The 21,806-nt window shown below is 44.0% G+C and carries 26 protein-coding genes; 1 reads left to right on the top strand and 25 read right to left on the bottom strand.

Annotated elements, in window-relative coordinates; genetic code table 11:
- Window positions 1-2: 2 nt before the first annotated feature.
- From COPRO5265_RS03475 to rpsB, 7 genes are read right to left on the bottom strand one after another with little or no spacing between them, the layout of a single operon-like run.
- Window positions 3-1,013: a M50 family metallopeptidase gene (locus COPRO5265_RS03475; RefSeq protein WP_012543984.1), complete on the bottom strand. Its 1,011-nt coding sequence runs from the start codon at window positions 1,011-1,013 to the stop codon at window positions 3-5.
- Window positions 1,010-2,095: a 1-deoxy-D-xylulose-5-phosphate reductoisomerase gene (locus COPRO5265_RS03470; protein ID WP_012544281.1), complete on the bottom strand. Its 1,086-nt coding sequence runs from the start codon at window positions 2,093-2,095 to the stop codon at window positions 1,010-1,012. The genes COPRO5265_RS03475 and COPRO5265_RS03470 overlap by 4 nt, the downstream gene beginning before the upstream one ends.
- Window positions 2,086-2,859 carry a phosphatidate cytidylyltransferase gene (locus tag COPRO5265_RS03465; RefSeq protein WP_041735660.1) on the bottom strand — a complete coding sequence of 258 codons (774 nt, stop codon included), beginning with the start codon at window positions 2,857-2,859 and terminating at the stop codon, window positions 2,086-2,088. Before COPRO5265_RS03465 ends, COPRO5265_RS03470 begins: the two co-directional genes overlap by 10 nt.
- Before the next feature lie 6 nt (window positions 2,860-2,865).
- The gene (gene frr, locus COPRO5265_RS03460) at window positions 2,866-3,426 is read right to left on the bottom strand and encodes a ribosome recycling factor (RefSeq protein WP_012544421.1); all 561 of its coding nucleotides are present in this window, start codon (window positions 3,424-3,426) and stop codon (window positions 2,866-2,868) included.
- Window positions 3,423-4,130, bottom strand: coding sequence for a uridine monophosphate kinase (locus COPRO5265_RS03455; RefSeq protein ID WP_234397832.1), 708 nt, complete (start codon window positions 4,128-4,130; stop codon window positions 3,423-3,425). Before COPRO5265_RS03455 ends, frr begins: the two co-directional genes overlap by 4 nt.
- Before the next feature lie 29 nt (window positions 4,131-4,159).
- Complete coding sequence (gene tsf / locus COPRO5265_RS03450) at window positions 4,160-4,753, bottom strand: translation elongation factor Ts (protein ID WP_012544594.1); 594 nt, start codon at window positions 4,751-4,753, stop codon at window positions 4,160-4,162.
- Window position 4,754: 1 nt separating this feature from the next.
- Window positions 4,755-5,561 carry a 30S ribosomal protein S2 gene (gene rpsB / locus COPRO5265_RS03445; RefSeq protein WP_012544104.1) on the bottom strand — a complete coding sequence of 269 codons (807 nt, stop codon included), beginning with the start codon at window positions 5,559-5,561 and terminating at the stop codon, window positions 4,755-4,757.
- A 154-nt stretch (window positions 5,562-5,715) separates the two neighbouring features.
- Here rpsB and COPRO5265_RS03440 point away from each other — a divergent pair, with 154 nt between their 5' ends.
- Entirely contained in the window at window positions 5,716-6,063 is a 348-nt protein-coding gene (locus tag COPRO5265_RS03440; RefSeq protein ID WP_012543756.1) for a cupin domain-containing protein, read from the top strand.
- Window positions 6,064-6,089: 26 nt separating this feature from the next.
- Here the strand turns inward: COPRO5265_RS03440 and mscL are convergent, their stop codons facing one another.
- From mscL to murA, 18 genes are all read right to left on the bottom strand, one after another.
- Entirely contained in the window at window positions 6,090-6,473 is a 384-nt protein-coding gene (gene mscL, locus COPRO5265_RS03435) for a large conductance mechanosensitive channel protein MscL (protein WP_012544263.1), read from the bottom strand.
- A 60-nt stretch (window positions 6,474-6,533) separates the two neighbouring features.
- Window positions 6,534-8,183, bottom strand: coding sequence for a ribonuclease J (locus COPRO5265_RS03430; protein ID WP_012543605.1), 1,650 nt, complete (start codon window positions 8,181-8,183; stop codon window positions 6,534-6,536).
- A gap of 2 nt (window positions 8,184-8,185) precedes the next feature.
- A complete protein-coding gene (locus tag COPRO5265_RS03425; protein ID WP_012544802.1) occupies window positions 8,186-8,746 on the bottom strand; it encodes a uracil-DNA glycosylase in 561 nt (186 codons plus the stop codon).
- 12 nt (window positions 8,747-8,758) lie between these two features.
- The gene (locus COPRO5265_RS03420) at window positions 8,759-10,852 is read right to left on the bottom strand and encodes a polyribonucleotide nucleotidyltransferase (RefSeq protein WP_012544163.1); all 2,094 of its coding nucleotides are present in this window, start codon (window positions 10,850-10,852) and stop codon (window positions 8,759-8,761) included.
- 1 nt (window position 10,853) lies between these two features.
- A complete protein-coding gene (gene rpsO, locus COPRO5265_RS03415) occupies window positions 10,854-11,117 on the bottom strand; it encodes a 30S ribosomal protein S15 (RefSeq protein WP_041735658.1) in 264 nt (87 codons plus the stop codon).
- Window positions 11,118-11,222: 105 nt separating this feature from the next.
- Window positions 11,223-11,441, bottom strand: coding sequence for a preprotein translocase subunit SecG (secG, locus tag COPRO5265_RS03410; protein ID WP_012543662.1), 219 nt, complete (start codon window positions 11,439-11,441; stop codon window positions 11,223-11,225).
- A gap of 18 nt (window positions 11,442-11,459) precedes the next feature.
- On the bottom strand, window positions 11,460-12,179 hold the full coding sequence (tpiA, locus tag COPRO5265_RS03405; protein ID WP_012544357.1) for a triose-phosphate isomerase: 720 nt from the start codon (window positions 12,177-12,179) through the stop codon (window positions 11,460-11,462).
- Window positions 12,180-12,184: 5 nt separating this feature from the next.
- Window positions 12,185-13,366 carry a phosphoglycerate kinase gene (locus COPRO5265_RS03400; protein ID WP_012543521.1) on the bottom strand — a complete coding sequence of 394 codons (1,182 nt, stop codon included), beginning with the start codon at window positions 13,364-13,366 and terminating at the stop codon, window positions 12,185-12,187.
- Between the two features lies 1 nt (window position 13,367).
- Entirely contained in the window at window positions 13,368-14,378 is a 1,011-nt protein-coding gene (gene gap / locus COPRO5265_RS03395) for a type I glyceraldehyde-3-phosphate dehydrogenase (protein WP_012544352.1), read from the bottom strand.
- Between the two features lie 76 nt (window positions 14,379-14,454).
- The gene (locus COPRO5265_RS03390) at window positions 14,455-15,453 is read right to left on the bottom strand and encodes an RNA polymerase factor sigma-54 (protein ID WP_107763609.1); all 999 of its coding nucleotides are present in this window, start codon (window positions 15,451-15,453) and stop codon (window positions 14,455-14,457) included.
- The gene (gene whiA / locus COPRO5265_RS03385; protein ID WP_083760221.1) at window positions 15,446-16,276 is read right to left on the bottom strand and encodes a DNA-binding protein WhiA; all 831 of its coding nucleotides are present in this window, start codon (window positions 16,274-16,276) and stop codon (window positions 15,446-15,448) included. The genes COPRO5265_RS03390 and whiA overlap by 8 nt, the downstream gene beginning before the upstream one ends.
- Window positions 16,266-17,135: an RNase adapter RapZ gene (gene rapZ, locus COPRO5265_RS03380; protein ID WP_012543981.1), complete on the bottom strand. Its 870-nt coding sequence runs from the start codon at window positions 17,133-17,135 to the stop codon at window positions 16,266-16,268. Before rapZ ends, whiA begins: the two co-directional genes overlap by 11 nt.
- Window positions 17,092-17,595, bottom strand: coding sequence for a methylated-DNA--[protein]-cysteine S-methyltransferase (locus tag COPRO5265_RS07360; RefSeq protein ID WP_012544626.1), 504 nt, complete (start codon window positions 17,593-17,595; stop codon window positions 17,092-17,094). Before COPRO5265_RS07360 ends, rapZ begins: the two co-directional genes overlap by 44 nt.
- Window positions 17,564-18,118, bottom strand: coding sequence for a dephospho-CoA kinase (locus COPRO5265_RS03370; RefSeq protein ID WP_012543967.1), 555 nt, complete (start codon window positions 18,116-18,118; stop codon window positions 17,564-17,566). Before COPRO5265_RS03370 ends, COPRO5265_RS07360 begins: the two co-directional genes overlap by 32 nt.
- A gap of 5 nt (window positions 18,119-18,123) precedes the next feature.
- A complete protein-coding gene (locus tag COPRO5265_RS03365) occupies window positions 18,124-19,236 on the bottom strand; it encodes a 5'-3' exonuclease (RefSeq protein ID WP_012544116.1) in 1,113 nt (370 codons plus the stop codon).
- Window positions 19,233-20,225 (bottom strand): polysaccharide pyruvyl transferase CsaB, encoded by a 993-nt coding sequence (csaB, locus tag COPRO5265_RS03360; protein ID WP_012543463.1) that lies wholly within the window; start codon window positions 20,223-20,225, stop codon window positions 19,233-19,235. Before csaB ends, COPRO5265_RS03365 begins: the two co-directional genes overlap by 4 nt.
- A complete protein-coding gene (locus COPRO5265_RS03355) occupies window positions 20,222-20,551 on the bottom strand; it encodes a hypothetical protein (RefSeq protein WP_012543879.1) in 330 nt (109 codons plus the stop codon). The genes csaB and COPRO5265_RS03355 overlap by 4 nt, the downstream gene beginning before the upstream one ends.
- Window positions 20,526-21,803, bottom strand: coding sequence for a UDP-N-acetylglucosamine 1-carboxyvinyltransferase (gene murA, locus COPRO5265_RS03350; protein ID WP_012544788.1), 1,278 nt, complete (start codon window positions 21,801-21,803; stop codon window positions 20,526-20,528). The genes COPRO5265_RS03355 and murA overlap by 26 nt, the downstream gene beginning before the upstream one ends.
- Between the last annotated feature and the right edge of the window lie 3 nt (window positions 21,804-21,806).

Here is a 21,806-nt window from a genome sequence, read left to right as displayed (position 1 = left end):
TCTTAGAATCCCATAAGCCTCCCTATATCAAGTAGCGATACATAGATCATCAAACCCATCAAGCACACAAAACCAATTATGTTCACCGTGTTTACCCAGCTTTTGGGTAATGGTCTTCTTATAGCACTCTCAATAAGACCAACTAAAATCAAACTCCCGTCAAGAGCCGGAAATGGAACCAAGTTTATAAACCCTAAGTTAGCACTTATAAACGCTACCAGGTAAAGGAACAACATAAGATTAGCCTTGGCAAAACTTGCCATGGTAGCAGTTATGCCAATTATTCCCATCACTTCCACATTCTTCGGTCTGGAGATTATCAGTACTAAAGCCTTCCAGAGCTCCTTTATCATGGTCCAAAGTTCTTGAAAAGACTTTCCTAAAGCAGCTAAAGGAGAATACTTAGTTGGAGCTCCTGAAATTCCAACACCCACGAAAGTTTCCCCTTCATAGCTAAGTTCCCTTACCTCCACTTCAACAGTAAGTTGATTGTCGTCTCGCTCTATGACTAGTGAAACTTCATCCCCAACTTTCTTACTAGCCACTATACGCTGAAAATCCTCAAAGCTATTAATAGACTTACCATCCACTTGAAGAATCTTGTCACCAACCTGCAGCACTTCAGCAGCTGAAGAGTTAGGAACAATAGAGCCCACAACTGCGCTTGGCTCCAAGGGGTTGCCACTCACAAGAACAACAAACACAACTAAGAAAGCTAGTATGAAGTTCATCAGCGGACCGGCTAGGGCAATGGCAACTTTATGAAGTGGTTTTATAGTTTCGTTTCCTTCACCATCCATGGCAGGAACTTCTACATAGGCTCCAAAGAGAAGTATGCCTACACGAAATTCGGTTTCACCGATCTGTTTCTTTATGATGTTTGGGCCGAAGCCTATACCAAAAGCCGTCACTGGGTAGTGTAGCCTCTTGGCTGCTAAGTAATGGCCGTACTCGTGGAAAATCATAAGCACTGACAAAGCAATAATTGCCAGTACTACGTATAAAGCACTCAAATAGCTCGAACCTCCTTCCACATTTTTTCAATCATATCATGGCGTAATGAGAAATATTCAGTTATAGACTCGGGGTAAGATATTGCTCTGTAATCTTCTATGGCTTTGACTAAGAAATCATATATATCAGAAGGTTTCATAATCTTGTCTTTGAAACACTCAAAAGCAATTTCATCAGCCACAGAAAACGCCATCCTGGACGTATACCCAAGTTCTAAAGCATAGTGGCCTAACTTGCCCCAAGGGAACCTGTCAAAGTCAGGCTTATCTAGTCGGTAACCAAGGGCATCGCCGGGCTGCCTTACTGTCTCCTCATCAAGGGGGAGAATACTTGGGTATGATAAAGCGTAAGCAATAGGGATTAGCATGGTCGGCTTTGAAAAAAAGACGTTTCGTGAGCCATCCACGAAGTCTACTAAAGCATGAATAGATCCAGTCCTTTCTATGACAATGCTAATTTGTTCGCCCCTCAAGTTGAACAGGTGAGACGCTTCGATAACCTCCATGGATTTGTTAATGAGAAAAGCAGAATCGAACGTGACCTTGGGTCCCATATTCCACACAGGATGACTGAGCACCTGATCCAAGGTTGCGTTTTCTATCTCTTCCCTCTTCCTGTCACGTAATGAACCTCCTGATCCAACTACATAAATGCTCTTGACACCAGGTTCTTTTGCCCCTATGCGCCATAGAGCACTGTGCTCAGAATCCACTGGTCTTATCAATCCACTAAAGCTTTCAATTAATGGCCAAGCCTCTACTATGATTTCTTTTGTTGAAAGGCACACAGGCTTCCCCAAGCCCAAGAAATGGCTCATGTAGTTTAAATAATCCACCGTAGATGCAGCGTAGACCATAATGTCTGAACTCTCTAATTTGTCCAATGGTAATTCTGCAGGACCATGAAGCCATGGACTGAAGACTGAACAACCATATTTCTTTCCCAAAATCTGCAAAAGTTCGACGTTCTTACCGCCCACTAGCAAGGTCGGCACAAACTTATCAGGAAACCTATCGATTACTTCCAATGTTTGCTTGCCAACAGAGCCTGTGGCTCCAATAACAGCTACTTTCAAAGCCATTTTACTGTCACCAAAACAGCCAAAGAGGCCAATAAGGAGCTATCAAAGCGATCCCACACACCGCCATGGTAAGGAATCAGTTTACCAGAGTCTTTAACTCCGACCACCCTTTTTGCCCAAGATTCCAGCAGATCTCCACTGATTCCGGCTAAAGGTATTACGATGCCAAAAACGTTAAATAGTGGTTCCCTTAGCCAAACACTAAGCAATACACAGCCAAGCACGGTGGTTATGTAGCCGAAAACAAAACCTTCCAAGTTTTTGCCAGGGCTTATGAATGGTGCGAATTTTTCTTGCCCTAAGAACCTGCCCCATAGATAGGCTGTGGAATCAAAAATCCAAATAGCCAACCAGAACACAATCAATGGTTCAACAGATCCAAGCTGAATCTGAAGCGTGGGAAACGAGCCCGCACTTAATCCGATGTAACAAGCAAAAAGCCTAACTAAGACTGAAAACCTATCTTTGGACTGATTTGGGTTCAGTTTTAGCGTGGTTAAAACCGTAAGCACCAGGGCCACGATTAGTCCACTATCGATGCCCCGCAGCAATGTAACAACATAGACAACAGCAGACAAAGGAACAACACTCCACCAAGGTTCTTTGTACATGGCAGCGAGCTCTAAACTAGAAAGAACTCCTATCCCTATACTAAGCAACAAATAACTCTCTCGCCACAGGCAGCTTACAAGTACGGTTCCAACAACCAATATGCCCCATAGTGTTCGGAAGACAATTTCTTTAAACACTTGCGTTCTTTGCAATAAATGTCACTCTTCCATGATTTCTTTTCGTTTTCTCTGACAAATCTGCTCCATCTGTTTTTCGTACTCTTCAAATGCCTTCTGTAATTCGTTCTGGATACGCCTACTTTCATCTTCTGAAAGTTCTTTTTTCTTTTCCTTCGATTTCACTTCGTCGATGTATTCTCGCCTTATGTTTCGCAAGGCGATTCGTGCCTCTTCGAGATACTTGTCAACTAACCGCGCTAGCTCTTCTCTTCTCTCTTGAGACAAGCTCGGAAACACCAACTTTATCCTCTTACCATCATCGCTTGGGTTAGCACCCACGTTCGCCTTTTGCAACGAGCGAGATATGGCTGGGATCATGGAAACATCCCATGGTTCAATAATCAGTGTCCTGGCATCCTGAGCCACTACCATGGCGAGTTCACTTAACTTGTATTTTGCCCCTTCATACTCCACAGTCACCGGTTCCAAGATGGCAGGGCTTACCCTGGAAGCGCGAACCGTACTTAACTGATCGCTCATAGTGTTGATGGTCTTTTGAAAATGCTCCCTTGCTTGCCGAGTGATCTCATGCTCCTTCACTCCCCATGCACCTCCTCTAAATTAGGTACGACTAGCGTGCCTTTGCTAGGGTCATGCAGGAATGCAATTAATTCCATAGGGTCGGTGCCCTTTATAACAGCCACAGGAATGTTCTTATCTCTAAGTAGTGCAAAAGCTGCCAAGTCCATGACACCTAGACTCTTCTGTACTGCTTCATCAAACGTAAGCACATCATATTTACAAGCATCCACGTACTTGATCGGATCCTTATCATACACGCCATCTACTTTCGTTAACTTTACCAGCAAATCAGCTGATATTTCAACGGCACGGATGGCCGCCAAAGTGTCAGTGGTCAAATGCGGCATTCCCGTACCGCCAACGAATATTACGGTGACTTGATTTTCCAGAAGGTTTCTGATTTCCGAAGGATGGCGCCTATAGGCAGTCCCTTCTATTAGAAAACTGGAAACGAGCTCCGCTTTTAGCCCTCTGGATTCAAAACAGCTCTTAAGCATGAGGCCATTGACTGCCGTAGAAAGCATGCCGATATAGTCAGCGTCAGTTCCGTTTATACCAAGTAGGTCAGCATCTCTACCTCTCCAAATGTTCCCTCCGCCAACCACAAATGCAATCTGCTTACCTTCATTCCTTAGGCGTAGAACAGCTTCAGATAGCTCGTTTAAATAAGAAGCGGAGAAAACACCATTTTCTCCGCTTAGTAACTCACCACTTAATTTCACTAGCAACCTTTTAAACGGCTGCAAGGCCATCACTCGCCCAACGTCCACCTGACGAACCTGCGGACTACGATGTTCTCTCCTAAAAGGGCTATTTTTTCCTTGATCAGATCCTTAATTGTTTTTGAGTCATCCCTTACATAAGGCTGCTCAAGCAGTACTTTGGATTTGTAAAAGTTCTGCAGCTTGCCCTCAACAATTTTATCAATTATCTCTGCAGGTTTTCCCTCATTTTCCGCCTGTTTTCTATAAATTTCCTTTTCCTGTTCAATGACTTCTTCAGGAACATCTTCCACGGCTACATACTCTGGTGCCATACCTGCAATCTGCAAAGCAATTTCGTGCACCAGCTCCTTAAAGTCATCCGTTCGGGCAACAAAGTCTGTCTCACAGTTGACTTCCACCAATACACCTAGTTTTCCCTCACCGTGAATGTAGGCGTGAATGAGTCCTTGAGAAGCAGCTCGACCTATCTTCTTTTCTGCGCGAGCCAATCCTTTCTCCTTCAAAACAAGCTTTGCCTTTTCTAGGTCTCCACCAGTCTCTTCCAAGGCCTTTTTGCATTCCATGAACCCTGCGCCAGTTTCGTCTCTTAGCTGTTTAACCAGTGATGCAGATATCTCCATGTTATTCTTCCTCCTTCTCTTCATCAATGAGATCCAAGTATTTCTCGGTCTCATCGATAGCTTCCAGCTCTTCTGCAATCTCTTCCATGCTAGCCTGCTGCCCTTCCGAACTCACAATGCCCTGACGTCCTTCGCGACCTTCTAAGATGGCATCGGCAATTTTTGAAGTGATAAGTTTGATAGCTCTAACAGCATCATCATTGGCAGGTATGGGGTAGTCAACCAAATCAGGATCACAGTTAGTATCTATCATTGCCACTACAGGTATACCTATTTTCTTAGCTTCCCTTATGGCAGCCTCTTCCTTCTTGGTATCTACTACAAAAAGAATATCCGGCAGGGTATCCATATCTTTTACCCCGGAGTAGTATTTATCAAGTTTCTCCAATTCTCTCATGACTCTCTTCTGTTCTTTGTAGTCCAAGGATTCAATGTATCCCTGTTCTCTCAAAGCTAAAAGCTCTTTATACTTCTTTATACGCGTCCTAATAGTCCTGAAATTTGTCAGGAATCCACCTATCCAGCGTTGATTTACATAAGGCATCCCAGCTCTTTCAGCCTCTTCACGAATGGGTTCTTGAGCCTGTCTCTTCGTCCCAACGAAGAGCACTGTTTTACCTTCCTTGCTGGCATCTCTAACAAACGAGTAAGCAGCTTCCAATTGCTCATAAGTCTTCTGTAAATCGATAATGTAAATACCGTTCCTTTCCGCGTAGATGAAAGGCTTCATTTTCGGATTCCAGCGTCTCGTCTGGTGGCCAAAGTGCACACCAGCCTCTAATAGTTGCTTCAAAGTTACTACTGCCACAAAAACACCTCCATATGGTTTTTAGTCTTCCGCTCCTGCACCCATGCAAATAGAGCATGTGGGAACCATGGCAACACGGAGCGTGCTTGCTCTCAGCTTACTTATTATATCACAGCATGAATGTTAGAATAGGAGTAACGGAGGTGAAACCTAAATGTCAACACATTACAAAGTGAATTACAGAGATGTGGAACCAGAAGAAGTGGCTGGAACAGAGGGGGGTGTCACCATACGGTGGCTACTTCATAAAGACATTGGCGTACCCCATTTTGAGATGCGCTTATTCGAGTTCCCAGTAGGTGCAAAAATGTATCCGCATAGGCATTCATGGGAGCACGAGATATATACATTGGAAGGACAGGGAAGGATTACTGTTGGTGAGGAGCCAATTGACGTACAGCCAGGAGATGCTCTCTATGTGGCACCCGATATCATACATGGCTATGAAAATACAGGAAACAGCGTGTGGAAATTCATCTGCGTCATTCCAAAACGAGATTAGTTTCTATGGAAGTGCTCTAGCGAACCTCATTTCTTTTCAAGCAGTTCCACAATGCGTCGAAGTAACTGGATTTCTTCAGGTGGCGTCTCTGTAGCTTTGTCCAAAGTTTCAGCTCTTTGTTTTTCTTTCGCAGCATTTTTCAAGGCTTCAGCTGGCGCCACCAGCACAAAATAAATTACTGCGGCGGTAAACAAAAACGAAAGAAGGCTGTTAACAAAGGAGCCAAGCATCAACGGCCCAACTTTCCAGCTGCTAAAATCGGGCAGACCACCCAACATTCCCAACAAAGGTGTAAAGATGTCCTCCACAAGAGATTTGACTACACTGTTGAAAGCGGCTCCTATGATGACTGCGATAGCCAAATCCAATACATTGCCCCTAGACAGAAAAGCTTTAAACCCCTTAAGCATCACACTCACCCCCTTGTTTTCATTGAAACTTCAAAAACTAACAGCCCAAATGTAAACTTCTTAAATCGAGTTCAGTCTAACTACAACCTCAGGGTATTGGTTCATGCTTTTTAGATAATCTTTTACTGTGGAAGCAATGCTCTGTTCGATTTCTTTCTGATCTGAGGCAGTATTCTCGTTTAGCATGCGTGCAATAAGACCATTGAGAGTCTGACTAACACTACTCTGGGAGGAATCCGTGACCACACCCAACATCACGGTGTCGACCAACCAAGCGCTTTGCTTTTCGTCAAAGATTGCCTCCACAATAACGACGCCCTCAGAACCTATTTTCATCCTTTCCTTTATTGCTACAGCAGCCTCAACCTTACTAAGTATGCCGTCCACAATCAGAGCTCCCACATTTTCAATGCCGTGTTTCTTGACTCGAGGCTGGCCTTTTTCTTTTTCGTAGACGAGCACATCTCCATTTTCCAAAAGGAAAATATTTTCACCAGGGAGTCCAGCTCGCTTTCCTATCTCAGCGTGGCCAACCAAGTGCTGCCATTCACCATGAATGGGCACTAAATACTTTGGTTTAATCAAATTCAGCATTATGAGCTGATGGTCCTTCCCAGTGCAAGGGTGCCCTGAGCTGTGGATGAAACGGACCTCAGCACCTTTGTAAAGCAAACTATTGATTACATCAGTCACCGCCCGCTCATTACCGGGAATGGGATATGCAGCTATGATTACCTTGTCGCCTCTTTCTAATCTGACTCGCTTGTGAATACCTGAAGAAATCCTGACTAACGCCGACAGAGGCTCTCCCTGACTACCACTAGCTATAATCATTTGCTTCTCCCTGGGTAAGGACTCCAGCGTCTGGGACGTCACTATGCGGTGGCCCAGTCCGTCCAAATATCCCAACTTCTCAGCAATTTTCAGATTTCTAATCAAGCTACGACCTTCAATAGCGACGCTTCGCTCTTCCTTTTCTGCTATTTTTAGTATTTGCTGAATACGGTCAATGTGCGAAGCAAACGTGCTTACAATGACTCGTCCACTGGACTCACTGATTTCCTTTGCAAGTAGCTCGTAGACCTGTTGTTCTGTTAGGCAATCTCCAGCGCTTGCGCCGCCATTCCACATCATGGCAGGTTCAGCATTAGTGGAATCAGCAAGCAAGAAATCTACGCCTCTTTCTCCAATACTTGCTAAAGCCTTGAAGTCTGTGGGCTTACCCGAAACAGGAGCGACCTCAATTTTGTAATCTCCAGTGAAGAAAATGTTAGCTTCATCTGTTTCCACGTACAACCCCAGCGCTTCTGGAATAGAGTGCCTCATTTCCACGAAATCGAGTTTGAAGGGGCCCAGCTTTTGCGACTCTCCTGCCTTAACTTCAACAAATTCATACTCGGCAGCCCTAGATCCTAAGTTAGCCTTGACTAGTTCCAAACTAAGCCTTGAGCCAAACACGGGCACTTTCACCTTTTGAAGGAAAAAAGGTACTCCTCCTATGTGATCTTCATGCCCGTGACTTAAAAAAAGGCCAAGTATGTCTTTCGACCTTTTCTCAAGGTAAGAAAAATCTGGTAACAAAAAGTCCACACCGGGCACATCAGAAAACTTTAGACCACAATCGAGTACCAAAATCTTCCCATCTTTTTCCAATACATATAGATTCTTTCCAATCTCTCCTAAACCACCAAGCGCATAAAACCTTATCATATTCACTCTCCAGCAATTAATCTTGACATCATTTGTATGTCGTGCTCAACAATCTCACCAAGTCGAGGATTTCTAAGAACAGCAGCAGGATGATATGTCACCACAACTTTAGTTTCACCTGACAAAACAACTTGACCCCTAATTTCCTTAATACTCCTAAAAGGTTTTGGAACAAATGCCTCGGCAGCATGCCTTCCCAGTGCCAAAATGTATTTTGGCTTACCAATGGCAAGCTGCGCTGCTAAAATTGGAAAGCAATTGCTCTTTTGGTCTTCTGTGGGATCTGCATTGTTTGGAGGTCTACACTTTATAACATTTGTGATAAACAAGCTGTGCCTCTTGAACCCATTCTTTTCTAGAAACGTGTCCAAGATGGCTCCAGCTTGACCTACAAAAGGTAATCCTTGCTCATCTTCATTCGATCCAGGCGCCTCCCCTACTAGCCACAACCTTGAGTTAGGGTCACCTGAACCGAATACTACATTTCTTCTCGTTTTACAAAGTTCGCAAGCCTTGCAGTTCAAAGCAAATTGTTCTAGTTCTTTCCACAATTCCTGGTTCATCAACTGTTCCTGCTAATGTGCCTCGCTCTTCTTCTCCTTTGCCGAGAACCTCAGACGTCCTTCTCCATCTTTCTCTTTTACCCAAACCTTTATGGTCTGACCAACAGACAAAACGTCCTCTAAAGACCTTATACGTGTCTCCGATACCTCAGATACATGAAGCAAGCCCGTTTTGCCAGGAGCTATCTCCACTATGGCATAGGACGGGGTAACACGTACCACCCGAGCGGTAAGTTCTTCACCCACTTCGGGATCTTTAACTATCATTTCCACCTGCTGCTTTGCCATATTGACCGATTCGTCTGTCAAGCCTTTGACAAAAGCAACGCCATCTTCCCTTATGTCAATGGTAGCACCCGTTTCCTGCGTAATCCTTTTTACATTTCTACCGCCGGGGCCAATGACTTCACCAATCTTGTCCACAGGTATTTCTATCTTAACAATTCTAGGAGCTGTCTCAGACAATGGTCTAGGTGAGGGTATGGCATCGTAAAGCACATCCAATATCTTACTTCTAGCTACTTCTGCTTGATCAATGGCCTTATCCAGTGTCTCGACACTTATGCCTTTAACTTTTACATCAAGCTGCAAAGCGGTTATACCCTCTCGGGTTCCAGCTACTTTAAAGTCCATATCACCCAGATGGTCCTCAAGACCTTGGATATCCGTTAGCACGACGTTCTCGTCGTTGTATTCTATCAAACCCATGGCAATACCACCCACATGCCGAGCCATGGGGACGCCAGCACTCATAAGCGCAATGGAACTAGCGCACGTGCTTGCCATAGAGGTAGAGCCATTACTTTCAAGTACCTCACTAACCACCCTTATGGTATATGGAAATACCTCCTCAGAGGGAATAAGGTAAGAAAGAGCTCTCTCTACCAGAGCACCGTGACCTATTTCTCTCCTTGAAGGACCACGGCGTGGTTTTACCTCACCAGTGCTAAACGGCGGAAAATCGTATTGGTGCATGAACCGCTTGAACTCTTCCAAACCAATGGCATCAATGAACTGTACGTCGCTGAAGCTTCCAAGCGTCACTGTTGAAAGAACCTGAGTCTGCCCCCTAATAAACAGGCCTGACCCATGAACCTTGGGTAGCACACTACTTTCGGCGTACAAAGGCCTTATTTCATCAAAAGCCCTTCCATCCACCCGTTTTCTTGTGGATTTCATATAGGCTCGCACAACTTCCTTTTCAACCTCACCAAACATGAGATTAAACATGGCTTCGTCCAAATCGGGGAATACTTCCAGCATTTCCTGGAAAAGCGCTTTCTTTAGTTCACTCACAGCCCTTTCGCGTTCTTGCTTTATAGGGGTAATGAGTGCCGCCCTAAACCTGTCTTCATGATTTCGCATGAAATCCAATTGCTCTTGCGGGAATGATACCACGGTAATTTCTGCTTTAGGTCGTCCAACTTTTTCCTTTAATTCTGCAATCAGATCGATAATTTGGCGAATACCCTCTTGAGCAAATTTCAAGCCGCCAATAAGAATGCTTTTATCAACCTCAGCGGCACCTGCTTCAATCATTACAATGCTGTCTCTGGTTCCAGCTACTACCAGATCCAGCTGGCTCTCACTCATTTCAGCAAAAGTGGGATTAAGCACGTATTCACCATCAATATATCCTACCCTAACCCCTGCAATTAACTCCGGAATCGGTATATCCGATACAGCCAGAGCGGCAGCAGTTCCGTTTAAAGCCACAATGTCAGGCGGATTCTCCATGTCGGCGGCAAGAATCATGTTTAACACTTGAACTTCGTTTCTCATGCCATCAGGAAACATTGGGCGAATAGATCTGTCAATAAGCCTTGCCTTTAGTATCTCCATATCAGTGGGACGTCCTTCCTTCTTAAAAAAGCCTCCAGGAATCTTTCCCACAGCATATGACTTTTCTTCATAATCCACAGTAAGAGGAAAGAAGTCTATATCCAATTTGGGTTCTGAGCTCATTAACACAGTGGATAACGCCACTGTATCCCCAAAACGAGCTAGGACAGCCCCGTTTGCTTGCAATGCCAAAAAGCCCGATTGGAAAATAACTTTCTTTCCAGCTACTGTACCAGTAACTTCTATTTTCTTACGTTCTATCATACTAACGTCTCAACCCTAAGCGCTGAATCAAAGTCTGGTAACGTTCTGGAGACTTCTCTTTTAGGTAGTTAAGCAACTTTCTACGTTTACTTACCATGAGAATTAGACCTCTTCTGGAATGCACATCCTTCGGGTTTTTCTTCAAGTGCTCTGTCAGGTTTTGAATCCTGTACGTAAGCAATGCCACCTGCACTTCAGGTGATCCGGTGTCTCCAGAATGCGTTGCATACTCTTCAATAATTTTACGCTTAATCTCTTTATCCATTTCCATACCTCCTACTTGCGCATTGCCTAGCCAGCATGACTAAACAAGCGTGCTATTAACTTCTTTTTTGTTGATGCTTCGCCAGTTACATATTGCTGACAACTACTATTTTAGCACTACCGCTAAAATAACTAGCAGCACATAGGCAACACCAAAACCTATGATAAGTTTGTCGAACAACTTACTTCTTGGTGAAGCACCGTGAAACATTGAGGCAGAGCCACCAATTGCTCCCAAACCTTCCTCCTTTGGCTCTTGTAGGGTTATAAGCAGCAAAAGCACAAAGGACACTATTCCTAACACAATCATGATCACTTGTTTCATCAGCTAAACACCTCGCAGCTAAATATTCTGGTCGAACGCTTTTATTATAATAGCAAATTCTTCAACTTTTAGGCTAGCTCCACCTACCAAAACTCCATCCACCCCAGACACTTCGGAAATATCAACAGCATTGCCTTTGTTAACACTGCCCCCGTAAAGAACAGGTAAGTCTGCTTTTAATAATTCCTTCACCCAGGAGATACTTTCCCTAATTTCGTCCATGGTCGGGGTCACGCCCGTTCCTATGGCCCATACAGGCTCATAGGCAACAATGTCTCCTCTGCTTAGAATGTCCTGTACCAAGATAAGTTGACGCTTCAAAACATCTTTAGTGGCTCCAGTGCGCCTTTCCTCAAGTGTTTCGCCGACGCAAAACACTACCGGTATATCATGCCTGTGAGCTGCTTCAACTTTCTTCATTAGCATCTCATCATTCTCAAGAAAAATGTGACGCCTCTCGGAGTGACCGATGAGTACATAGTCCACACCAATCTCCTTTAACATAACAGGTGACACTTCTCCTGTGAAGGCGCCGGAATCCTCGTAATACATGTTTTGAGCACCGAATTTCAAAAAGCTATCTTTAACAAGATATTGAAAACTGCTTAGAGCAGTAAAAGGAGGAAAGAGTGCGACCTGCACTGACGCAGGCCGCACTTCTCCCAAAAGTTTGTTTACGTACTCCTCGGCAAAAGCCAAGGTACCGTTCATCTTCCAGTTGCCAAAAACGTATCTCAAAGTGATCAACCCTCCACTACAAGTGGCGCAATACCGGGGAGCACTTTTCCTTCAAGGAATTCCAATGATGCTCCTCCACCAGTGCTCACATGAGCGAATTTCTCGAAAAGCTCCATCTCCCTAACAGCATTGGCAGTATCTCCACCGCCCACTACCACGGTACCAGGGAAATCTGCAAGGAATGCGCCTACTTGCTTTGTACCCTCAGCAAACTTTGCGTCCTCAAAAAGCCCCAAAGGGCCGTTCCAAAAGACTGTTCTGGCTTTGACCAATGCATTCTTAAACTCTTTGATGCTTTCAGGACCTATGTCGTAGCCGATATCAGCTGGCCCGAAATCGCTAATGGCTTTAATTTCCACGTGTTCTTTGTTTTCATCAGCGACCACAAAGTCTTTCGCAAGGACTATTTCTTTGTTCTGAGTAGTAGCCTGCTCCAATAGTTCCTTGGCGAATCCGACCAAATCATCTTCCACTATCGATTTGCCAATTTCCTTTCCTTGAGCTTTCCAGAAAGTGAATACCATGGCTCCACCTATGACCATACCGTCAACTTTCGGTAATAGATTCTGCAAAAGTGCCACTTTGTCGCTTACTTTCGCACCTCCTAGCACGAGGTAGTAGGGCCGCTGGGGATTCTCTGTAAGCATGGATAAATAGTTAACTTCTTTTTCCATGAGAAAGCCCGCATAGGATGGAAGGAACTTAGTTATGCCTTCTACAGTGGCATGAGCACGGTGGCTAGCTGAGAAGGCATCGTTTACGAAAATCTCACCCAAGCTTGCTATATTCTTTGCAAACTCAGCATCGTTCTTTTCTTCTTCTTCGTGGAATCTTACATTCTCGCAGAGCAGAATATCGCCAGATCTTAAGCCGTTCACAGCCAATTCAACTTCCTCGCCTACCACGTCAGGAGCAAAAAGAATCTCTTTGTGAAGAAGCTCAGCAAGTCTTTTTGCAACACCCACCAAGCTGTATTTCTTATCTCTTTTTCCTTTAGGTCTGCCTAAGTGCGAAATGAGGATGACTTTTGCTCCATTTTCCACAAGATATTCAATGGTAGGCAAAGCCGCTCTTATGCGGAAATCATCTACCACGTTGCCTTCGGCATCCAAAGGTACATTGAAGTCCACTCGAACAATGACGCGCTTATTTCTGACCTCTGCATCTCGGATGCTTCTTAGCTTCATCTTATAGACCTCTTTCAATGACGAAGTTCGTCAAATCGGCTAATCTGGTGGCATAACCCCACTCGTTGTCATACCAGGCCAAAACCTTTACTAGGTTGCCACCGATGACAAACGTGCTAAGTCCATCAACAACTGTGGAGAACGTTGTTCCCTTGAAGTCCATGGAGACAAGCGGCTCTTCTGTATAACCCAAAATCCCTTTCATTCGTCCTTCGGCATATTCCTTAAATGCATTATTAACCTCTTCCGTAGTAACTTCACGGCTAAGAACAGCTGTAAGGTCTGTAATACTCACTGTAGGCGTTGGCACCCTTAGTGCGATACCATGCATCTTACCGTTGAGTTCGGGAATAACCCTGCCTATGGCCTTTGCAGCACCCGTTGAAGTTGGAATTATATTAAGAGCAGCCGCTCTAGCTCTCCTGAGGTCTTTATGAGGAAGATCCAAGATTCTTTGGTCGTTGGTGTAACTGTGTACGGTTGTCATTAGAGCTTTTTCAATGCCGAATTTGTCATTTATGACTTTAGCTACTGGGGCCAAACTGTTGGTAGTGCATGACGCGTTGCTTATGATGTTGTGCTTTGCCGGATCGTACTTGTCTTCATTTACCCCCAGTACTATGGTAATATCTTCTCCCTCTGCAGGCGCCGATATAATCACTTTTTTGGCTCCACCTGCATCAATGTGAACTCTAGCTTTCTCTGCCTTAGTGAACAATCCTGTGGATTCGATAACCACTTCAACGCCCAGATCCTTCCATGGTATGTTAGCAGGATCCTTCTCAGCAAATACCTTTATTTGATGCCCGTCCACTGTTATATGGTCAGTATCGTAGCCAATTTCTGCATTGAACTGGCCATATGTGGAGTCGTACTTAAGCAGGAAAGCCAATGTCTTCGTATCTGTGATGTCATTGACTGCTACTACTTCAATTTCAGGATACCTTTCGAATAAGGACTTAAATACTTGCCTACCGATACGCCCGAAACCGTTTATACCAACTTTTGCCATTTCTGTCACCTCCATAGTAAATCGTATTATAAATCACAAAAACATGAGTTAAGCTACTTTTATGCGATTCTTCTTTTTAATCCTGTAAATATTCCGCAACCATGTGTCTGTATTTATTCACCGTACGCCGAGAAAACTTCCATCCTCTACGAAGCCTTAGAAGTTGGGACACCTGTGCATCAGTAGCAGTGGGCATTGATTTTAATATGTCAATTATTTCCAGCATGAGTTCTTCCTGTGGTACGCCCTTCACACTTCTGCCAAAGAAGTGTTCCACGGGATAGACTCTGCCTCCAAAAGTAAATGCCTTACTTCTCACTAAACGCGATACTGTGGATTTGGAAACCCCTAGCTCTTGAGCCGCATGATCAAGTGTCACAAAGCAAGGTTTATGCTCAAGAATCTTCTCTCCGCAATGCTGCACAAGGAAGTTAGCAAGCCTCATTATTAAGTCTTTTCTGTATTCAGCAACCATTCTGGGAATACCTTGTGTATTCTGTATGAGATATTCATATTTTTCACTAACATTAACTTCGAGCTTGCCATCAACAAGTTCTAAAGCAAAATCAGGAGTAGTAACTCTAAGTCGCTCCTCTGGTAAGTCGATAGGATGATCACGCGAATCCAGGTTCAACTCCTTTAGCAGTTGCTTAAATTCTCGTTGGCTTACTGAACCGAGTCCAAATGGCTCTACTTCTCTCATCAGTTTCTTTCTAACCTGATCTACATATTCTTCGTTCACTTTAAGCTGCTTAGCTAGGTCGCTTAGGTCAATGCCTAGGTAACCGAGGTGATCCAGCGAACCGAGTAATTCATTTGCGATGTTGAGTTCTTCGTCATCAAATAGCATGTCAACTTGTGCTTCTACCATATCCCAATCGATTGTCTCACCCTGTCTTGAAGAAATATTCTCCTCAACTAACTCTTCGGGACCAAAGTCACCATAACGTACTAAGAATTCCGTAAAAGGAAGTTCAAGTCCCTCGGAAAGGTAAGGCCTGAGCGTTTGTTTCCCTTTCAAAGTGAGACGTTGTTTCGCCTTTGGCTTCTGCTTTCCCTTACCCCTACTAGCCACTTAGCTTTTCCTCAATCTTCCTTAAGGTTCGAGCCACTTTGCTCTTGGACACACCAAGCTTTTCAGCAATGTCTCCATAGGAGAATTCTGGGTGTTCAGCACGAAGCTTCAGAATAGAAAACTCAACGTCAGTGAGCTTGGTCAAATCACCGGTTTCAAAGAGCTTCTTGTGGTATTCATACTTTGTTACTTGACGTTTCAGGTTAGCGTTGTCGCAGTTCGCCAACCGTTGAGCCGAGATTTTCTTCTCCCGCATAAAATGGTGTGCATATATCTCTTCTCTGGTTTTCACAGCACCTAAGCCGTCAACAAACCTGTAAAGCGCTTCAAAAGATCTCAAATGAATAGTGTTAGTACTCTGTTTAGTAAGGAGATAAACTCTTCCCACACGTTTCGAAAGCCATTGTTCCACCCTTCGAGCCTGTTCAAGGACTTCCACATCCAAAGTAGCGTGGTACCACGGGTTAAGATCGGACAGATAACCAGTACTTAACATTATGCCCCTTATGACATGCCAGTTAAGATTACCAGTGACCAAACAAGAAACTGAGCCAAAAACTTCTTTAGGAAGATGACTTTTTACCACATAAGTTTGGCGTGAAGAGGTGGACCGTCTTCTATGAAACTGAACTTCATATGTGCCCTGTAACATTTCCATAATCTCAATAGCTCTTCTCACAGGCTGTGCCCGCCTAAAACTTACGAATACATTACCCTGAAAGTCTATTTCCCCTGAACCCAACAAAAAACCTGTTAATTCGGACAATGGGTCAGTAATTTCTAAAGTAGAGATTTCGTTCCAGAAATTTTCACTAATTGACACTACCTAACTCGCGGTGCCACGTGATGACCTTGTGGCCATTTTTTGTAAGCTGGTCGCTCAAGTCCCTAACCACCAAAACACTTCGGTGTTGTCCTCCAGTGCAGCCCACACCTATAACCAAATAGGGTTTACCCATTTTTATGTGTTCATTGTAACTTCTTTCAGCTAGTTCAACCCAAAGGTCTAAAAAACGCCCGTAGTTATGGTCTGCCCTAACATATTCAGCAACAGAGTCATCAAGACCAGTTAATGTTCTAAGTTCATCCACATAATAGGGGTTTTGAAATACCCTTGCGTCATAAATCATGTCAGCGTTAGTAGGAAGTCCTCGTTGATAACTAAAACTGATTAAGTAAAACTCTGGTCCCCTGTCTTTCCCTATGAAGTTCTCAACCTGATAAACCAAATCCCGTTCTTTCATCCCTGTCGTGTCCAAAACTACATCGCTCACGTCACGAAGTTCCGACATAAGCTCTTTTTCCCTTTCAATAGCTTCTATGAGCGCTATACGACTACCTGTGGCATGAACCAACGGGTGCAAGTGTCTAGTTAAGTTAAATCTGGAAAGCAACGTATCGGTACTAGCTTCCAAGAAAATGACATCTAATGGCATCCTATTCTTTAAGTCTTTCAGATCAGCAACAAACTTCGAAACCTCTCCTTGGTGTCGCAAACTACGACTGTCAACAACCACAGCCACTAACTGCTCTTGATTCTTTGCCTCGTAAAGCTCCAGCAGATTGTGTAGCAAATCCACAGGCACGTTATCCACTACTACGTAGCCTAAGTCTTCTAACGCCTTAGAAACTGTAGATTTACCAGCTCCAGAAAGTCCGGTTACCACTATTACTTTTTGCATTATTTAATTCCCACTCCAATATGACCCTCTTCCATTGTACCTCAGGTGAGTATCCACCCAAGCTTTTTTGTCCCACTACTCGATGACAAGGTATGATTATGGGAAACTTGTTCGTTCTCATGTAAGATCCAACAGCTCGAGGAGAACAGTTGCAAATGTTTCCCAAACGTCCGTAGGTAATAGTGCTCCCCATAGGAACTGCGGTGGTTAAAGTGCGGTACACCTCAGCTCGTTTCTCTGTGAACATGTTCCAGTCAACCAAGTTCAGAACAAATGAGGGTTCCCATAGGCCAGAAGAATACTTATCCAAAAAATCCTTTAATACGCCACTGCGAATTTCCTCAGCGTTAGGTTTACTGTCCTGCAACCACGTACGAACTAAACGCTCCTCATCAGTAAGTAGAAGGAGCCATAGGCCAAAAGGTAACTCATAAGTGCAGATGCGTTCTGAGCTCTTCATACAGCTTCCTGGAGTTTTTCTCCGAACTCCCCACCAAGAGTACATCTACTTTTGAAGGATCAAAAATGTTTGTTTCAATTTGCCTCTGCAAAATGCTTAAAGAATAAGAAAAAGGTTTACCCATTCGTATGGAGCTACGTTTAATAGCCTCTTCCAGCGGGTGGAAAGTTACCCAAGCTACTAAATTACATATTTCTTGTAAACCCAGTTTTAGCACCAAACTACCCTCAATGATACGTAAAGATGAAGCAGATGTTTGGTGCCGTCTTAACGTTTCCTTGATAAGATAAGGTTTAAAAATGTTGTCCAAATCCTCCCATAAAGAAGGATCTTCTGTTAGCTTCATGGCAATTTCACTACGCACCGACGTCCCAAAAGCGTTTCTCAAAGCCGAAGAAACCTCGGGTACTTCATAGAGCTCATGGCTTATAGAGTCCAAACTTAACACATCTGCACACAGTTCTTCCTTAAAGAAGGAACAAATAGTGCTCTTGCCAACACCAATCCAACCACCAATGCCCAACGTAACTATTGCTCCAGCCGTAAAAGATCACCTTCTAAGCTTACATTGGTAGCGGCGTTCAACAGAGCTAAAACTTCATCGACAGCAATATCTCTTACTTCGCCATCTAGAAAAACTTTTATCGGAGATTCCCCGAGATCATTCCTCTTCAAAAACCTTTGAGCGTAGAGCATATTAGCGCTTCTAATAGGGTCTTCTCCTTCTACGAAGGCGAAGGGAAAAGGTTCTTCCACAGCAGTAGGATCAGAAAGGCATTGCCAGGGCAACCTGTCTATGTCTTCAAGACCGAACAAACTCACCTGTACTTTTCGGGTACCTAGAACCTTCAAGAAGGGCGTAATTAAGGAGTTGAATTCAAACTCTTCAAGAACCTTCAACTCAGCAGAAGGCTTGACCCTTAATAGTAGAACGCTATACGGTATAGGAAAATCCTCCAAAGTGATTAGCTGCAAATTTCTTTCAAGCACGGTACCAAATTTGCTAAGTAGTTCCTCTCTACTAAAGTCCTTTATCAAGCTACTGGCTGTCTTAGGTCCGATTCCATTTACCCCAGGTATATTATCAGCACTGTCTCCCACCAAAGATTTGTAGTCCACAAAGCGTTCTGGAGTAAATCCGAACTCTTCAACAAACGTGGAATAATCGTAACGCTTTACTTGTGTAATACCCTTCTTAAACGTAACCACAGTTGTATTTTGAGAGATTAACTGCATCATATCAGTGTCTGAAGTATAGATTTCCACTTGAAAACCCCACCGCTCGAAAAAGTGCGTCAGTGCGGAGATGGTATCATCAGCTTCTTTCCCTTCATACACAATGTATGGTAAAGAGAGTGCGCCCAATATGTCAGGTAACTTTTCTCTTTGCAGTGAAAGCTCATCAGGAGCCTTCGGTCTATTGGTCTTGTATTCTTTAAAAACCAAGCTGCGAGCCAAGACCCCTTTGGCGTCGCCCACAATGATAAAATGGCTGTGAGCTTCAGTGAGTAGTTTTGACACAATGCGCAAAAAACCATAGATCCCGCCAGTTGGGAATCCATCCTTTGTACTAAGATTGGGCAAAGCGTAGTAAGATCTGTAAAGCAGGGAATTGCTATCGACTAAAATGACCTTTTTCATTCCACGGCCCTCTCAATTTCAGCCATCATTTCCTCGGCTCTTTTCTTTTGTTCAATGGAAAAACGCACCAATTCATTGCTGATTTTCTCAGAGTCCTTGAGTAGCGCGGCCAGTTTCGCTTTTGCCTCTGTTATATTCTTTGCTAATAAAGCATCCTGAGGTACACCTAAGGTCGCAGCTAATTCTCTTGCATATTCGGTCAACTTTACGTCATAGGGTATGGCAACAAAAGGAAGGCCTGCAATGGTGGCCAGTATGCCCGCATGAAGCCTGCCTACTACGGCTCCTTTGTATTGCTTAAATAAGCTCACAATTTCCAATACGCCCAGCTCTAAGCCATCTATGTAGGTGCCACGTGCTGCAGCTGTCATTGGCAGATCTTTACCAGGGAAGAATATGACCATGTTACCATCTACTTGGTCTACGTCCAAGTTTTCCCATTTGTGACTCGGAATATAAAGAACTGAATCAAACATTGGGTTATATCCATAATAATGTTCACCTGCCACCGTAAAAACTACATCTGCAGCCAAATCGCAAGACACTCCACGACTCTGCAACCAATCATACGAATACGCGTCCCTAACGTACTTACCGTCCGCCATGCGAAATGCTTTTAAGGTAAGCCTTTCACTTATGCTTCGATTTATGGGACCTATGCCAATGCCATAGAGATAGACCTTTTTACCGAAAAGTTTGCCCAAAAACGGAGGCAGAAAATAATAAAACAAACTTTTAAAACTGGTAGCGTCTTGGAATAAGCCTCCTGGACCCTCTAAAACAATGTCATTTCTAAGCAATTCTCGAACTAATGTAAGTGGTTCAGCCTTTACAGATCTCACATTGAAGCTCTTCGTGGTGTTCTCAGGATTCTTAGATGCAACCGTTATATGAGCTTTGTGCTTCAGTCTGGGCAACACTATTTCTAAGAAACCTTCATCACCTACATTGAAACCGCCCCAGTATCCTACCATGAGCACTTTTTTCATCTGTAGCCCTGCTTTTTCCTCCAACTTACTTGCTTTAGCATGAAAAGTATGTCAGACTCAGAGCTAGGTAGCGTGTATATTTGCCAAGGCTTATAACCAGCTTCCAAAGCAGCATCACGAAGCTCTTCTGGAACTATGAGAATCGCCTTATCACGGTAGACGATCTTTCCTCTATCCCAATAATAAACATCGCAATTCTTTCTCCTAAGTTTACCTACCCTGAGAGAAACTTTAAGTTCGTGCAGCCATTCCCGTAGTGGTCCTTTTACAGCAATTACAGGAGCTGCACTTTTATCAATTTCAAGCAATATTGACTGCTTCTTCATCGCTTACGAGTTCAACTTTGGCATCTAAAGCTCTTAGTTTTTGATGAATGTTGGAATAACCACGCATTACGTGCTCCATGCCGTAAACAACGCTTCTACCTTCCGCAGACAAGCCTGCTACCACCAAAGCCGCACCTGCCCTAAGATTGTTAGCAACAACAGGTGCACCAGTAAGTTTTTCCACGCCAGTAATGATGGCGGTATTGCCTTCTACTTCGATGTTTGCTCCCATTTTCCAAAGTTCACTGACATGCCCCATTCTTCCATCGTACACAGTTTCTGTAATTACTGATCTACCTTCAGCTGTGGCCAGAAGTGACATCATTAGAGGTTGCAAATCAGTGGGGAAACCCGGAAAAGGCATAGTCTTAATCGTTATTCCCTTGGGACGAGGGCTGGGCAGTACCGTGACCTCATGGCCATTTGTTACGACTACTTCTATGCCTGCTTCTTGCAGTTTGAAAAGTAGTGGCCTGAGAAACGTAACGTCTACGCCATCCACTGTTATGGAACCTCTTGTCGCCGCAGCTGCTATGGCATAAGTACCAGCTTCAATGCTGTCTCCTGATATTCTAAAGGTGACGCCACCTATCTCTTTCTTCCCTTTAATACGTATAACCTTGGTTCCAAGCCCATGGATTTTCACGCCACAAGCCATTAAAAACTTACCTAGCTCAACAACTTGCTGATCCTGAGCTGCGTTCTCAATTGTGGTTTCTCCACTGGCTAAAGCACCAGCAATCATGATATTCTCGGTAGCGCCCACACTGGGGAAATCCAGGTAAACATATGCTCCTTTCAGCCCACTGGGAGCTTCTCCTACAATGTTTCCACCTTGAATATCCAGACTTGCACCCATCAGGCTGAGACCTTTCAAATGAAGGTCAATTGGCCTTGTTCCAATGTTGCAGCCTCCCGGCATAGGGAGGACCACTTTCCCCAGGCGGCCAAGTAATGCTCCTAAGAAAAGCAGAGACCCTCTTATGGACCCTGCTCCCGTGTGGGTAAGGTCATAATTCTTAATAACACCTGGTTTTATGGTAAGGCCACTGCCCCACGTTACTTTGTATCCCAAAGATCTTAGAATAGACATCATTGTTTTCACATCGCCAATGTCCGGAACATTTGTCAAATACACCCTATCTTCGCACAGGGCCGCTGCAGCTAGAATGGCTAATGCACTGTTCTTACAACCTTGAGCCGTTACCTTTCCCTTTAAGGGAATTCCACCGTCTATAATTAAAACACTCATAAT

This window comes from Coprothermobacter proteolyticus DSM 5265, assembly GCF_000020945.1.
Classification (GTDB): domain Bacteria; phylum Coprothermobacterota; class Coprothermobacteria; order Coprothermobacterales; family Coprothermobacteraceae; genus Coprothermobacter; species Coprothermobacter proteolyticus.
The sequence above is the reverse complement of the archived record's forward strand: the minus strand, read 5'-3'. Positions and strand labels throughout refer to the sequence as shown.

Coding starts and splice junctions, on each gene's coding strand:
- mscL (WP_012544263.1), bottom strand. CDS start 6,473: ATGCTTAAGGGGTTTAAAGCTTTTCTGTCTAGGGGCAATGTATTGGAT.
- COPRO5265_RS03440 (WP_012543756.1), top strand. CDS start 5,716: ATGTCAACACATTACAAAGTGAATTACAGAGATGTGGAACCAGAAGAA.
- csaB (WP_012543463.1), bottom strand. CDS start 20,225: ATGAAAAAAGTGCTCATGGTAGGATACTGGGGCGGTTTCAATGTAGGT.
- gap (WP_012544352.1), bottom strand. CDS start 14,378: ATGGCAAAAGTTGGTATAAACGGTTTCGGGCGTATCGGTAGGCAAGTA.
- COPRO5265_RS03470 (WP_012544281.1), bottom strand. CDS start 2,095: ATGGCTTTGAAAGTAGCTGTTATTGGAGCCACAGGCTCTGTTGGCAAG.
- COPRO5265_RS03420 (WP_012544163.1), bottom strand. CDS start 10,852: ATGATAGAACGTAAGAAAATAGAAGTTACTGGTACAGTAGCTGGAAAG.
- tsf (WP_012544594.1), bottom strand. CDS start 4,753: ATGGAGATATCTGCATCACTGGTTAAACAGCTAAGAGACGAAACTGGC.
- rpsO (WP_041735658.1), bottom strand. CDS start 11,117: ATGGATAAAGAGATTAAGCGTAAAATTATTGAAGAGTATGCAACGCAT.
- secG (WP_012543662.1), bottom strand. CDS start 11,441: ATGAAACAAGTGATCATGATTGTGTTAGGAATAGTGTCCTTTGTGCTT.
- COPRO5265_RS03365 (WP_012544116.1), bottom strand. CDS start 19,236: ATGAAAAAGGTCATTTTAGTCGATAGCAATTCCCTGCTTTACAGATCT.
- murA (WP_012544788.1), bottom strand. CDS start 21,803: ATGAGTGTTTTAATTATAGACGGTGGAATTCCCTTAAAGGGAAAGGTA.
- COPRO5265_RS03355 (WP_012543879.1), bottom strand. CDS start 20,551: ATGAAGAAGCAGTCAATATTGCTTGAAATTGATAAAAGTGCAGCTCCT.
- COPRO5265_RS03430 (WP_012543605.1), bottom strand. CDS start 8,183: ATGATAAGGTTTTATGCGCTTGGTGGTTTAGGAGAGATTGGAAAGAAT.
- rapZ (WP_012543981.1), bottom strand. CDS start 17,135: ATGCAAAAAGTAATAGTGGTAACCGGACTTTCTGGAGCTGGTAAATCT.
- COPRO5265_RS03425 (WP_012544802.1), bottom strand. CDS start 8,746: ATGAACCAGGAATTGTGGAAAGAACTAGAACAATTTGCTTTGAACTGC.
- COPRO5265_RS03400 (WP_012543521.1), bottom strand. CDS start 13,366: ATGAAGCTAAGAAGCATCCGAGATGCAGAGGTCAGAAATAAGCGCGTC.
- COPRO5265_RS07360 (WP_012544626.1), bottom strand. CDS start 17,595: ATGAAGAGCTCAGAACGCATCTGCACTTATGAGTTACCTTTTGGCCTA.